The organism is Roseomonas sp. CAU 1739 (assembly GCF_039839775.1).
Classification (GTDB): domain Bacteria; phylum Pseudomonadota; class Alphaproteobacteria; order Acetobacterales; family Acetobacteraceae; genus Neoroseomonas.
Genome location: NZ_JBDOQQ010000002.1, coordinates 525,845 through 539,687, shown reverse-complemented (window position 1 = coordinate 539,687; position 13,843 = coordinate 525,845). Strand labels below are relative to the sequence as shown.

The window sequence follows — 13,843 nt, the reverse complement described above, 5'->3', positions numbered from 1 at the left end:
ACTCATGAACTTGCTGCCGCCCCGGGCTGCCCGGCCGCGGCGCTGGCCGCATCGGGCCCGATCTGCTTGGCTGTCCCCCGGGGATGGAGGATGCGATGGACAGCTTACTGCCCGCGGCGCGGGCGATCGGCGCGCGGCTCAAGGCCCGGGGTGAGACGGTGGCCGTGGCGGAAAGCTCGGCTGCCGGGCTGATCTCGGCCTCGTTGCTCGCGGTGCCCGGGGCCTCGGCCTATTTCGTCGGTGGCGCCGTGACCTACACCAAGGCGGCGCGCAGCGGGCTGCTAGGCATCACCGATACCGACATGGAAGGGATGCGCTCCTCCTCCGAACCCTATGCGCTGCTGCTGGCGCGGACCGTGCGGGCGCGGCTCGGCGCCGATTGGGGCTTTGCCGAGACCGGCGCGTCCGGGCCGACCGGCAACCGGTATGGCGATGCGGCGGGCCATTCCTGCCTGGCGATCTCCGGCCCGGTGGAACGCGTCATCACCCTGGAAACCGGCGCATCCGACCGGGAGGCCAATATGCGCGCCTTCGCCCAGGCGCTGTTCCGCCTGGCGGCCGAGGCCCTTGCATGATCCGCCCTTCCGCCCGACCCTGACAGCCGAACAGGCAGGGGATGGACCGTGGCGCAGTTCAAGGGCACGGAAAACTACGTCGCGTCGCGGGAATTGGAGGTCGCGGTCAATGCCTCGGTCGCGCTGCAGCGTCCGCTGCTGGTGAAGGGTGAGCCCGGCACCGGCAAGACGGTGCTGGCACATGAGATCGCCAAGGCACTCGGCTACCCGCTGATCGAATGGCACATCAAGTCGACCACCAAGGCGCAGCAGGGCCTGTACGAATACGATGCGGTGTCCCGCCTGCGCGACGGCCAGCTTGGCGACCCGCGCGTGCACGACATCGCCAACTACATCGTGCGCGGCAAGCTGTGGGATGCCTTCGAGGCCGATGCGCCGGTGGTCCTGCTGATCGACGAGATCGACAAGGCCGATATCGAATTCCCCAACGACCTGCTGCTCGAACTCGATCGCATGCAGTTCTTCGTCTACGAAACCCGCAAGACCGTCGCGGCGAAGCACCGCCCCGTGGTGATCATCACCTCGAACAATGAGAAGGAGCTGCCGGACGCCTTCCTGCGCCGCTGCTTCTTCCACTACATCCGCTTCCCCGACCGCGAGACGATGGAGATGATCGTCAAGGCGCACTACCCCGAGATCCGCCAGGACCTGCTGCGGGAAGCGCTGAACGTCTTCTTCGACATCCGCCAGGTGAACGAGCTGAAGAAGAAGCCGGCGACGTCCGAACTGCTCGACTGGCTGAAGCTGCTGACCATCGAGGACATGCCGGCGGAAGCGCTGCGGTCATCCGACGCCAAGACCGCCATCCCGCCGCTGTATGGCGCGCTGCTGAAGAATGAGCAGGACGTGCACCTGTTCGAGCGCCTGGCCTTCCTGGCGCGCCGCCGCGGGGGTTGAAGCCGTGTTCGCCCCCTTCATCCTCGCGCTGCGCGCAGCCGGCGTCCCGGCCTCCATCACGGAGTACCTGTCGCTGCTGCGCGCGATGAAGGAAGGCGTGGCAGGCTTCAGCGTGGATGATTTCTACCACCTGTCGCGCGCCGCGCTGGTGAAGGACGAACGCCACCTCGACCGCTTCGACCGGGTCTTCGGCGAGATCTTCAAGGGCCTTGAATCGCCGCAGGGCGAGGCCCCGCGCGAAATCCCCACCGAATGGCTGCGCAAGATCGCCGAGAAGACGCTGACGCCCGAGGAGATGGCGCAGATCGAGGCGCTGGGCGGCTTCGACGCGCTGATGGAGACGCTGAAGAAGCGGCTGGAGGAACAGAAGGGCCGCCATCAGGGTGGGTCGAAGTGGATCGGAACGGGTGGCACATCGCCCTTCGGCGCCCATGGCTTCAACCCCGAAGGCATCCGCATCGGGCAGGAGGAATCCCGCCACCGCCGCGCCGCGAAGGTGTGGGACCAGCGCACCTTCCGCGACCTGGATGAAGACGAGGCGCTGTCGTCGCGCAACATGAAGGTCGCCCTGCGCCGCCTGCGCCGCTTCGCGCGCACCGGTGCGGCAACGGAACTCGACATCCACGGCACCATCGGCGCGACGGCGAAGAATGGCGGATCGCTCGACCTGCACATGGTCCCGGAGCGGCACAATGCGGTGAAGGTGCTGCTGCTGATGGATATCGGCGGGTCGATGGATGACCACATCCGCATCTGCCAGGAGCTGTTCACCGCTGCGCGGTCGGAATTCAAGCACCTGGAATTCTGGTACTTCCACAACTGCCCCTATGAGCGCGTCTGGCGCACCAACCGTCGTCGCAAGGAAACGGAGCGCCCGATGATGGAGATGCTGCGCACCTATGGCCCGGATTGGCGCCTGGTGATGGTCGGCGACGCCACCATGGGGCCGTACGAGATTATCCAGCCCGGCGGTTCCGTCGAACACTGGAACGAGGAATCCGGCGAGGTCTGGATGAACCGCCTGACGCGCCATTTCCGCAAGGCGGCCTGGCTGAACCCGATCGACCAGCAGCATTGGCGCCACACGCAATCCATCTCGATCATGCAGCGCCTGATGGAGAACCGCATGCACCCGCTGACGCTGGCGGGGCTGGAATCGATGGCGCGCGAATTGGCGCGCTGAGGCGCGACGGGTGCGCCCGGCTCGCCCATCCATGTCTGATCGCGTGATCCGGCCCTGCGGCGCCCGCGTGCCAACGGCCATCACGTTCAACGGAGGAAACGAACCAGAATGTCCACCACCACCGCCCGCACGCCACGCGGCCGCCAGTTCTTCGCCAATCCCGGTCCGACCAACATCCCGGATTCCATCCTCAAGGCGGTCGCGCATGTCAGCATCGACTTCAACGACCCGGCCTTCCTCACCGTCTATGACGGCGTCGTCGCCGGGCTGAAGCGCATCCTGAAGACGCAGCACGACATCTTCCTCTACACCGGCTCCGGTCACGCGGCGTGGGAAGCGGCGCTGGTCAACCTGTTCTGCGCCGGCGACGCGCTGCTGGTCATCGAAACCGGCCACTTCTCCGAATCCTGGGGCAAGATGGCGCAGGATTTCGGCCTGGAGGTCCGCACCCTGGCGGCGGACTGGCACCGTGGCGCGGACTTCGCCGCGTTGCGCGCGATGCTGGCCGCCGACACCGGCCACGCCATCAAGGCAGTCTGCGCCGTGCAGAATGAGACGGCGACGGGCATGGAACTGCCCCTCATCGAGGTCCGCGCCGCGCTCGCTGCCACTGGCCATCCGGCGATGCTGCTGGTGGACACCATCTCCTCGCTCGGCTCGCTCGAATTCCGGATGGACGATTGGGGCGTGGATGTCGCGGTCGGCGGCAGCCAGAAGGGGCTGATGCTGCCCACCGGCCTGTCCTTCACCGGCGTCTCGCCCAAGGCGATGGCCGCGCATGCCGCATCGACGCTGCCGAAATCCTACCTGAAATGGTCGAACATGCTCGGGCGGCGGCACAAGTCGTTCATCGGCACGGTGCCGACCTCGCTGTTCTATGGCCTCCAGGAATCGATCCGCCTGCTGGAGGAGGAAGGCCTCGACCAGGTCTTCGCCCGCCATGCCCGCCTCGCCGAGGCGGTGCGCCGCTGCGTGCGCCATTGGTCCGGCAACAACGGCCCGCAGCTGTTCTGCCAGGCACCGGACCGGTATTCCAACTCGGTCACCGCCGTGCAGATGCCCGAGGGTCACGATGCCGAGGCGGTCCGGCGCATCGCGCTGCAGCGCTTCAACGTCTCCCTTGGCGGCGGCCTCAACCGTCTTGGCGGCAAGGTGTTCCGCATCGGCCATCTGGGTGACCTGAACGAGCCGATGATCCTCGGCACGCTCGCCACGGTCGAGGCATCCTTCCGCGTCGCCGGCGTCCCCCACGCCCCGGGCGGGGTGAACGCCGCCATCGAATACCTGGCCGAAGCCGCACGCGCGGCGTGACGACCCGGTGAAGCGGCCGCCGGCTTGCGCGGCCGCAACATTTGGGATCGGCCACCTGCGCTAGAAGGTCGCATGTCCCGATCCCACCCCCGGCGCGGCCCCGCGCCTGGCGTCGCCACACCGGCCACGCCGCCCATCCCTGCCACCCCGGTCGCGGCGGCGGCCGGGGCCTGGCCGGCCGGCCCGTCCTTCCACACCCTTGACCGCGTGCTGCGTGCCGCCGAGGCGCGGCTGACCCAGGGTATTTCCCCCACCGCCATCAGCGGTGCCTGGACCGATTGGGCCGTGCATCTGTCCCGCGCGCCGGGCAAGCGGATGGAACTCATCGCGCGCGCCTGGATCCAGGGGCTGCGGTGGATGTTGTGGCTGCGATATGCGGCGAACCAGCGCGACGCCCCACCACTGATCCGACCCACCAACGGCGACGCCCGCTTCGCCGACCCCGCCTGGCAGGCCTTCCCCTTCAACGCCATGGCCCAGGCGCATCTGCTGACCGAGGCCTGGTGGGCGGAAGCGACCCGCGGCGTGCCCGGCCTGGCGCAGGCCCATGCCGACCGCGTCGCCTTCATGCTGCGCCAGATGGTCGATGTGTTCGCGCCGTCCAACCTGCCCTGGATGAATCCCGCCATCGCCGAGCGCACCATCGCCGAGGCCGGCACCAACCTGCTGCGCGGCGCGGCCAACTGGCTCGACGACCTGGAACGCAGCCTGACCGGCGCCCCACCCCCCGGCACGGACCAGTTCCGTCCCGGGCAGGACGTCGCCGTCACCCCCGGCCGCGTCGTCTTCCGCAACGACCTGATGGAGCTGATCCAGTACGAGCCGACCACGGACAATGTCCATGCCGAACCCGTGCTGATCGTCCCCGCCTGGATCATGAAGTACTACATCCTCGACCTCAGCCCGGAGAACTCGCTGGTCCGCTGGCTGGTCGGCCAGGGCTTCACCGTCTTCATGGTGTCGTGGAAGAACCCCGACGCGACCGATCGCGACACCGCGCTCGACGACTATCGCCGCGACGGCGTGATGGCGGCACTCGGTGCGGTCTCCGCCATCCTGCCGGATCGCAGGATCCACGCCTGCGGCTACTGCCTGGGCGGCACCATCCTGTCGATCGCCGCGGCCACCATGGCGCGCGACGGCGACGACCGGCTGGCCTCGATGACGCTGTTCGCCGCGCAGACCGATTTCGCCGAGGCCGGCGAACTCATGCTCTTCGTCGATGAAAGCCAGCTCGCCTTCCTCGAGGACATGATGTGGGATCGCGGCTATCTCGACACCCACCAGATGACCGGTGCCTTCCAGGCGCTGCGCTCGAACGACCTGGTGTGGTCGCGACTGATGCGCGACTACGTGCTCGGCGAACGCACCGCCATGACCGACCTGATGGCCTGGAATGCCGACCAGACGCGCATGCCGGCGCGCATGCATGGCGAATACCTGCGCGGGCTGTTCCTAGAAAACCGCCTGACCGCGGGCCGCTTCGCCGTGGAAGGCCGCGTCATCGCCCTGTCGGACATCAGCGCGCCGATCTTCGCCGTCGGCACGCTGAAGGACCACATCGCGCCCTGGCATTCCGTCTACAAGATCGCGCTGTTCAGCGACACGGACGTGACCTTCGTGCTGGCCTCCGGCGGCCACAATGCCGGCATCGTCAGCGAACCCGGCCATGCGGGGCGGCACTTCCAGATCATGACGCGGGCCCATGCCGAACGGTACCTCGACCCCACCTCCTGGGCCGCCATCGCGCCGCGCCAGGACGGGTCCTGGTGGCCGGCCTGGGCCGCCTGGCTTGCCAGCATCGACAGCGCAGGCATGGTGCCGCCCCCGCCAATGGGTGCGCCCGATCGCGGCCTGCCGCCGCTCGACGCCGCACCGGGCAGCTATGTCCACATGAAGTGATGTCCGCATGGGTTTCGAGATCGAACGCCGCTTCCTCGTCAGCGGCCCGGCGTGGCGCGATGCCGCGACCCGTGCGCGCCGGCTGGTGCAGGGCTACCTGGCGCGGGAGGACGGCGTCACCGTCCGCCTGCGCCTGATCGAGGACCGCGCCCGCCTGACCATCAAGGGCCCCGGCGGCCTGGTGCGCCCCGAATTCGAGTACGACATCCCAACCGCCGATGCGGCGTCGATGCTGGATGCGCTCTGCACCGGCCGGCGCATCGCCAAGACCCGCCACGAAGTTCCCCATGGCGGCCTGATGTGGGAGGTGGACGTCTTCGAAGGCCCGCTCGCCGGTCTCGTCATCGCCGAGGTCGAGCTTCCCGCGGCCGATCATCCCCTCACCCTGCCACCCTGGGCGGGGCGGGAGGTCACCGACGATTCCCGCTACGCCAATGCCGTACTCGCCTCGGCGGATGCGCCGCCGCGGGGGTGACGCCGCGCGCATCGCCGCATAGGCTCGACCGACCGGCCACAACGTGCCGGAGACCGAGCCAGGGGAAACGTCCGCATGAGTTCCACGACCCGCGCCGTCTATCGCCACGGTGAGATGGGCCGCCTGTTCGATCCGGCCTCCATCGCCGTGATCGGCGCCAGCCCGCGCGCGGGGTCCTTCGCCGACCGTACCGTCCAGGCGCTGAAGGACTATACCGGCCGGCTCTACCTGGTGAATTCCCGCTACGAGACGATCGGCGAGCGCCCCTGCTTCCCCTCCATCGCCGCGCTGCCCGAAGTGCCGGATTGCTGCATTCTCGTCGTCGCCAAGGATGCGGTGGAGGAGATCGCCCTCGACTGCGCCAAGGCCGGCGTCGGCGGCATCATGCTCTACGCCTCCGGCTATTCGGAAACCGGTCGGGACGCCGACATCGCCGCCCAGCTCCGCCTCGCGCAGATCGGCCGTGACGCCGACATGCGCATCGTCGGGCCGAACTGCATCGGCATGCTGAACTTCAAATCCAAGGCCGGCGTCACCTTCATGATCCCGCCGCCGATGGAAGCCCCGCTGCCGCATGCGATCGGCCTGGTCAGTCAGTCCGGCGCGCTCGGCTTCTCACTGGCGCAGTCGGTGATGCGCGGCGTCTCGGTCAGCCACCTGCTCACCACCGGCAATTCATCGGATGTCGATGTCGCCGACTGCGTCTCCTACCTCGCCGATGATCCGTCCTGCAGCGCCATCGCCTGTGTCTTCGAAGGCATGCCGGACCCGATGCGCTTCATCCAGGCGGCCGAGGTGGCGGATGCCGCCAACAAGCCGCTGGTGGTCTTCAAGCTCGGCACGGGCGAAGCCGGCGCGGCGGCGGCGATGTCCCACACCGGCTCGCTCGCCGGCGAACAGGCCGCCTATCTCGCCGCCTTCGAACGCGCCGGCGCCGTGGTGGTGAAGGATTTCGAGGCGCTGGTCGAAACCGCTGCCTTCCTGGCCAAGGCCCCCGCCCCGCGCGCGCGCGGCGTCGCGGTCGTCGCGGTGTCCGGTGGTGCCGCCATCATGTCGGCCGACAAGGCCGAGGCGCATCACGTCCCGCTGCCGCAGCCGACCCCGCCGGTCCAGGCCATCCTGGAATCGCGCATCCCGGATTTCGGGTCCGCACGGAACCCCTGCGACGTGACCGCCCAGGTCGCCAACGACCCCGCCAGCCTGACCGCCTGCGCCTCCGCCATGCTCGGCGAGGACCATTACGGCGCGCTGATCTATGCGCAGATCTACTCGACCGAACTCTCGGCCAAGCGCCCGGGCGAGCTCGCCGCCATCGCCGAGGACCATGACAAGCCGATCTGCGTCGTCTGGACCACGGAATGGCTGGAGGGCTTCGGCTCCAAGGAAGCCGAGCAGAACCCGCGCATCGGCCTGTTCCGATCCATGGACCGCTGCTTCGCCGCGCTGTCGCATTGGCACGCCCGCGAAGCCCGGCGCGCCCGCGGCCCGCGCCTGCTGACCCGCCTGTCCCGCCCCGAGGCCGCCGCCGAAGCCGCCGCGCTGATCGCCGCCTCCCAGGACCGCACGCTGACGGAACGCGAAGCCAAGGCCGTGCTCGCCGCCTATGGCGTCCCGGTGGTGCCCGAGACGCTGACCCAGACCGAGGATGCAGCCGTGGCCGCGGCCGAGGCCTTGGGCTTCCCCGTCGCGATGAAGGTCGAAAGCCCCGACCTGCCGCACAAGACCGAGGCCGGCGTCATCCGCCTGAAGCTGAAGGACGCCGCAGAGGTCCGTGACGCCTATCGCGCCGTCATGGCGAATGCGCACCACCATGCCCCGGACGCCCGCATCAACGGCGTCCTCGTGCAGCCCATGGCCAAGCCTGGCGTCGAGGTCATGGTCGGCGGCCGCGTCGACCCGTTGATGGGCCCGCTGATCGTCGCCGGCCTGGGCGGCGTACTCGTCGAACTGATGCGGGATTCGTCCCTCGCCCTCGCGCCCATCACCCACACCGAGGCGCGCACCATGTTCGAAGGCCTGCGCGGCCGCGCGGCGCTGGAAGGCTTCCGCGGTGCGCCGGCGGCCGATCTCGACTGTCTCGCCGATATCGTCACGCGCCTGTCGGAATTCGTCGCCGACCAGCGCGACCGTGTCGCCGAGCTGGACGTGAACCCGATCATCATCGCCGGCTCCGATGCGGTCGCGGTGGATGCGCTGATCGTGAAGGCCTGATGAAGTCGGAGAGGGGCTTTGCCCCTCTCCGAACCTCACCCCACTAAAAGCCAGTGGGCCTTTGGAAACCATCATCTGGTGTTGGACAGAACAGCAGCACCGGGGGTACGCGGATTGCGCCGCGCACCTGGGATCCGGCCCGGGCACCGTGCCCGAATCGCGCTCCTCATGGTGGCCCGCCCGCCACGCCAGGCGCCAGGTCCCGGCGGTCCAGGGTGCCCTGGCACCCTGGCGGGGTGAGTTTTTGAGAGGGGCGGCACCCCTCTCCAATTGCCCGCCGCCGACAAGGCTTCGCCCGTGCCGGCCACGACCAGCTGGATCGCGGATACCCGGCACCGGCATGCCGAGTGAGGCGCAAGAGCCACAACGTTCGGGCGCACGCACTAACGCATATTTCACGAAACGTCCCGGAGGTGGCAGGATAGGGCCCAGGATAGCGCAAAGGTGGCAGCATGACATTTCATTGCACCCGATGGCGTCGGTGGGCGCCGGCCATGCTGTCTCGGGCCGGGGCCGCCTCCGTCCGCCTTGCCCAGGTGATCGTCCCGTGATCAGCGTCACTCCCGTTCGCCGCCGCTGCAACGCAGTCTCCATCCGGCGGCGCCGTGTCGGGGCCGGGCAGGAGGCCGACCATGCGCGCGATCCAGGATCCCGTATTCCCGCATCTCGTCTGGCTGCGTCCCACCATGGCTGACCCGACACGCCCGGCCACCCTGGCCGACCTGCCCTTCTTCCGCGGCGCCGACGCCACCGCGCTGGCGAAGGTTGCCGCCGCCGCCCGCTGGCGCACCGTCGAACCCGGCCAGGTGGTGGTCGATGACGACGAACCCTCCACCGACATCTTCTTCGTCGCCGCCGGCTCCGTGCGCGTCCAGCTGCGCGCCGCCTCCGGCCGCGAAGTGCTGCTGAACGAATTCGGCAGCGGGGAGTTCTTCGGCGAGCTCTCCGCCATCGACGGCGCGCCGCGCGCCGCCAACGTCACGGCGATCGCGCGGTCGCGGCTGTGCATCATCCCGGCGCAGACGTTCCTCGACTTCATCTTCACCAACCCGACCGCCTGCCATGGTCTGCTGCGCACGCTGACGGCAAAGCTGCGCCTGCAGACCGAACGCACGCTGGAACGCGAGGCCTTGCCGGTCCGACTCCGCCTGTTCTCCGAATTGCTGCGCCTGTCTCGGCCACGCAGCGGCACGCCGGGCGAACGCGTGGTCTCCCCGCCGCCGCCGCATCACGAACTCGCGGCCCGCATCGGCGCCCGGCGTGAAGTCGTCTCGCGAGAATTGTCGGACATGACGCGGGAAGGCTGGCTGGCGCGCGACCGCCGCGTCATCCGCATCCTGCGCGTGGCCGAGATGCAGCAGGCCGTCACCTCGGAGCTGCGCGCGCCAGCCGCCTGACGGTTTGCTTCGGCGCCGGCTTGGTTTGCGCGCCCGGGCACTCTGGTCCCGGGGCCGGCTGGTGGTCTGGGCGCGGTCACGCGTTGCGCTCCTGGCCCGATGCAACGCATCGGGCCAAGGGGTCGGTCGTCGGACAGCCACCGGTGTCGCGGATGGACCGAGCCCGGTCGCGCTGGGCGCCCCCGGCCCGGCGCAAGGCACCGGCCCCAGCGCGCATACGCCCGTGCGTTTCGCGTGATCCGCCCACCATCTGGACGGGCGCCCTTGGCTGCCGCAGGCTCCCGGCACAACCGAAGGGCGCGCAAGATGACCAAGCCACTACTGCTGCTATGGACCGATGGCGCCGGCCCCTATGCCGCCGCGATCGAGGCCGCGGGCCTCGCCGGCCGCCTGCGCGTGGAAACAGTGCCCCGCGCCGCCACGCCCAGCGACGCCCAGCTTGCCGAAGCCGAGGCGCTGCTGTCCTGGGGCCCGCCGGCCGGGACGCTGACACGCATGCCCCGGCTCCGCTTCGTGCAGACGCTGACCGCCGGTGTCGAACATTGGCTGTCGCGCCCCGACCTGAAGCCGGACCTGGCGCTGTCCTGCGCGCGCGGCACGCATCGGGTCCAGATGCCCGAGAACATCCTCGGCGCGCTGTTCCACATCACCAAGCCCTATGCCGCGATCACCGGCGACAATGCCGCGAAACGTTGGACGCGGCGCGTCTCGGCGACCCTGGCGGGCAAGACGCTCGGCATCCTCGGCCTCGGCGCGATCGGCGTGGAACTCGCCCGCAAGGCGGAGGCGCTGGAGATGCATGTCATCGGCACCCGTCGCGGCAGCGGCGACCTGCCGCATGTGGACCGCGTCTATCGGCCCGAGGCCACGGATGAGGTGCTGGCGGCAAGCGACTTCGTCGTCCTGCTGCTGCCCGCCACCCCGGCGACGGACAATTTCATCGACGCGGCGCGGCTGTCGCAGATGAAGAAGACCGCCTGGCTGCTGAATTTCGGCCGCGGCGCGCTGATCAAGGACGACGATCTGGTCGCCGCGGTACAGGCGGGAACCATCGCCGGCGCCGTGCTCGATGTGTTCCGCACCGAGCCGATGCCCGCCGAACATCCCTTCTGGGGAGAGGAGCGGATCATGGTGCTTCCCCATATCGGCGGCCTGCACCCCGAACGCGATTCCATGGTTGCCGCGCTGCTGGTCGAGAACCTGCACCGCTTCGTCGAAGGTGCGCCGCTGACGCAGTTGGTGGACCGCCAGGCGGGGTATTGAAGCAGCCGGTTTCGCTGGACTTCGTGGCGAGGAATGGGATATAGGAATATTATCTGGAACCGATGCCGTATCCCCGGCCAGGCAAGGGCATCGCCCTTGCTGCGGTCGCTGGCCGCTGCGCCACGCAACCGATCAGTGGCTTGAGACTGCCGAGAACCTCGACCAGCCGATGGACAACAGCGTTTGGGCCATGATGACGGGAGCGCATCCATGATGACCGGCGCCATGCCGATGGATCGCATCGCATATCGGCCGATTGCTTGCCGCAAGCACCAGCTTCCCGCGGGCCCCTGGCAGGGTGGCTTGGAGGGGCAGCGCCCCTCCGACCTCCCGGCCCTCGATCCCTTGCCCGCCACCGGGCATTTGTCCGAAACCGACACCAATCGAGCCTTCTAAACCAATAGTAGTGCCATCGAGGATCTGCCATGCCCTACCGACCTTTCGACCTGACCGGCAAGGTCTGCCTCGTCACCGGCGGCAATTCCGGCATCGGCCTGGGCATGGCGCGCGCCCTCGCGGAAGCCGGGGCGGATGTCGCGATCTGGGGCACCAACGCGGCGAAGAACGACGAGGCACGCGCAATGCTTGCGGCGGCCGGCGGGCGGACTCACGCCGAGACCTGCGATGTCGGCGACGAAGCCGCGGTCGAGGCCGCATTCGCCGGCACGCTCGCCGCCCTCGGCCGCGTCGATGCCTGCTTCGCCAATGCGGGCACCTATGGCCGCAAGATGAAGTTCACCGAACTCGACAGCGAGGAATGGCATCGCGTCACGCGGGTCAATCTGGACGGCGCCTTCTACACGCTGCGCACGGCGGCGCGGCACATGGTCGAACGCGGCGGCGGCGGGTCACTGATCGGCACCGCCTCGCTCGCCGCCATCGAAGGTGCCGCGCGCAACACGCAATACGCCGCGACCAAGGGTGCGATGGTGGCCGTGATCCGCGCGCTGGCAGTGGAACTTGCCCGCCACGGCATCCGGGCCAATGCGGTGCTGCCCAGCTGGATCGAGACGGCAATGACCGCGCGCAGCGTGGGCGACGAGAAATTCAGCGCCGCCGTCCTGCCGCGCATTCCCGCACGGCGCTGGGGTACGGGGGCGGATTTCGGCGGCATCGCGGTGTATCTGGCGAGTGATGCCGCCGCGTATCACACGGGGGATTGCCTGGTGCTGGACGGGGGGTATTCGCTGTACTGACGGCGGCGACGCCCGTCAGGCGGAGGAACCGGAGAGGGCTTTGCCCCCTCCGGACCTCCCCCACCAAAGTCCAGTGGGGCCTTTGTAAACCATCACCGGGCACTGAGCGCGGCGGTTCGGCCTTTTCGGAACGGCCCCGTATCCGATCACTGATCCTGACCGTGTCGCTCGGCGCCAGGTATCGGTTTCCAAAGGCCCACTGGCCTTTGGCGGGGTGGCCTGGAGGGGCAGAGCCCCTCCAGTACCTATAGAGCCATCCCTCACCGCATCGGCGGCGCGTACATCAGCCCACCGCGGTTCCACAGATTGTTCAGCCCGCGCTCCAGCCCGATGGCCGAATTCGGCCCGAGATGCCGGTCGAAGATCTCGCCGTAGTTCCCCACTGCCTTGATCGCGTTGTAGGCCCAGCGGCGGTCGAGACCCATGGCCGGCCCGGTGTCCCCGGCCTCGCCCAGCAGGCGCCGGATCTCCGGATTCGGGCTGGCGAGCATCTGGTCCACATTGGCCTGGGTGATGCCGAATTCCTCCGCCAGGATCAGCGCGTAGATCGTCCAGCGCATGATGTCGAACCACTGCGGATCGCCTTTGCGGACGGCCGGGGTCAGCGGTTCCTTGCTGATGATGTCGGGCAGGATGATGTGGTCCGCCGCCACTAGCGACGTGCGGAAGGCGGCGAGTTGGCTGGCGTCCAGCGTGTAGGCGTCGCAGCGCCCGGCGGTGTAGGCCTTGCGGGTGTCCTCGTTGCTCTCGAAGACCAGTGGCTGGACGCGGATGTTGTTGGTGCGCGCCCAGTCGGCGAGGTTGAGTTCGTTGGTCGAACCCGCCGTCGCGCAGACCGTGGCGCCATCCAGCTGCGCGGCGCGCGTCACGCCGGTCGCGCGACGCACGATGAAGCCCTGACCGTCATAGAAGGTGGTCGGGCCGAATTGCAGCCCGGCATTCACCTCCCGCGAATGGGTCCAGGTGAAGGTACGGGCGACGAGATCGACCTGGCCCGATTGCAGCGCGGGAATGCGTGCCTGGCTGGTCAGCACATGCCAGCGCACGCGGGACGCATCGCCCAGCACGGCGGCGGCGACGGCGCGGCAGATGTCGGGATCCAGGCCGCGCTGCTCACCCCGGCTGTCCGGCACGCCGAAGCCAGGCGAACCCTGGTTGGCGCTGCAATCCAGCATGCCCTTGGACCGCACCGAGGCGAGCGTCGGCCCCGGCTGCGCCCCTTGTGCGAAGGCGCCATCCGGCGCCAGGGCGCCGGCCACGGCGAGCGCCGCGGCGACGCCGGCGTTGCGGAGAAACATCATGGTCTTCTTCGTCCTGTCGATCGGATGGAGGACGCCATCGTCGATGGACGCCCGGCGGCGGGCATGGTCGCCCGGCCACCTGACAAGGACAAGGCGGCGCCCCGCGCGCCCGGGATCATTACGCGGCGACGT

At 69.0% G+C, this 13,843-nt stretch carries 11 protein-coding genes; 10 read left to right on the top strand and 1 reads right to left on the bottom strand.

Annotated elements, in window-relative coordinates; translation table 11 throughout:
• The first annotated feature begins 95 nt into the window (after nucleotides 1–95).
• The 10 genes from AAFN86_RS06155 to AAFN86_RS06110 all read left to right on the top strand — a co-directional run bounded on the left by AAFN86_RS06155 (nucleotide 96) and on the right by AAFN86_RS06110 (nucleotide 12,410).
• Nucleotides 96–575 (top strand): CinA family protein, encoded by a 480-nt coding sequence (locus AAFN86_RS06155; RefSeq protein ID WP_347542358.1) that lies wholly within the window; start codon nucleotides 96–98, stop codon nucleotides 573–575.
• Between the two features lie 48 nt (nucleotides 576–623).
• Entirely contained in the window at nucleotides 624–1,472 is an 849-nt protein-coding gene (locus AAFN86_RS06150) for a MoxR family ATPase (RefSeq protein WP_347542357.1), read from the top strand.
• A gap of 4 nt (nucleotides 1,473–1,476) precedes the next feature.
• Nucleotides 1,477–2,655, top strand: coding sequence for a VWA domain-containing protein (locus AAFN86_RS06145; RefSeq protein ID WP_347542356.1), 1,179 nt, complete (start codon nucleotides 1,477–1,479; stop codon nucleotides 2,653–2,655).
• A gap of 108 nt (nucleotides 2,656–2,763) precedes the next feature.
• A complete protein-coding gene (locus AAFN86_RS06140) occupies nucleotides 2,764–3,966 on the top strand; it encodes an aminotransferase class V-fold PLP-dependent enzyme (RefSeq protein WP_347542355.1) in 1,203 nt (400 codons plus the stop codon).
• A gap of 72 nt (nucleotides 3,967–4,038) precedes the next feature.
• Nucleotides 4,039–5,868: an alpha/beta fold hydrolase gene (locus AAFN86_RS06135; RefSeq protein WP_347542354.1), complete on the top strand. Its 1,830-nt coding sequence runs from the start codon at nucleotides 4,039–4,041 to the stop codon at nucleotides 5,866–5,868.
• Between the two features lie 7 nt (nucleotides 5,869–5,875).
• Complete coding sequence (locus AAFN86_RS06130; RefSeq protein WP_347542353.1) at nucleotides 5,876–6,343, top strand: CYTH domain-containing protein; 468 nt, start codon at nucleotides 5,876–5,878, stop codon at nucleotides 6,341–6,343.
• 75 nt (nucleotides 6,344–6,418) lie between these two features.
• Nucleotides 6,419–8,554, top strand: coding sequence for an acetate--CoA ligase family protein (locus AAFN86_RS06125; RefSeq protein WP_347542352.1), 2,136 nt, complete (start codon nucleotides 6,419–6,421; stop codon nucleotides 8,552–8,554).
• A 632-nt stretch (nucleotides 8,555–9,186) separates the two neighbouring features.
• The gene (locus AAFN86_RS06120) at nucleotides 9,187–9,951 is read left to right on the top strand and encodes a Crp/Fnr family transcriptional regulator (protein WP_347542351.1); all 765 of its coding nucleotides are present in this window, start codon (nucleotides 9,187–9,189) and stop codon (nucleotides 9,949–9,951) included.
• Between the two features lie 306 nt (nucleotides 9,952–10,257).
• Nucleotides 10,258–11,214, top strand: coding sequence for a D-2-hydroxyacid dehydrogenase (locus tag AAFN86_RS06115; protein WP_347542350.1), 957 nt, complete (start codon nucleotides 10,258–10,260; stop codon nucleotides 11,212–11,214).
• Nucleotides 11,215–11,639: 425 nt separating this feature from the next.
• Nucleotides 11,640–12,410, top strand: coding sequence for an SDR family oxidoreductase (locus AAFN86_RS06110; protein ID WP_347542349.1), 771 nt, complete (start codon nucleotides 11,640–11,642; stop codon nucleotides 12,408–12,410).
• A gap of 260 nt (nucleotides 12,411–12,670) precedes the next feature.
• Here AAFN86_RS06110 and AAFN86_RS06105 read toward each other — a convergent pair whose 3' ends face one another.
• On the bottom strand, nucleotides 12,671–13,711 hold the full coding sequence (locus AAFN86_RS06105; RefSeq protein ID WP_347542348.1) for an amino acid ABC transporter substrate-binding protein: 1,041 nt from the start codon (nucleotides 13,709–13,711) through the stop codon (nucleotides 12,671–12,673).
• Nucleotides 13,712–13,843: the final 132 nt, after the last annotated feature.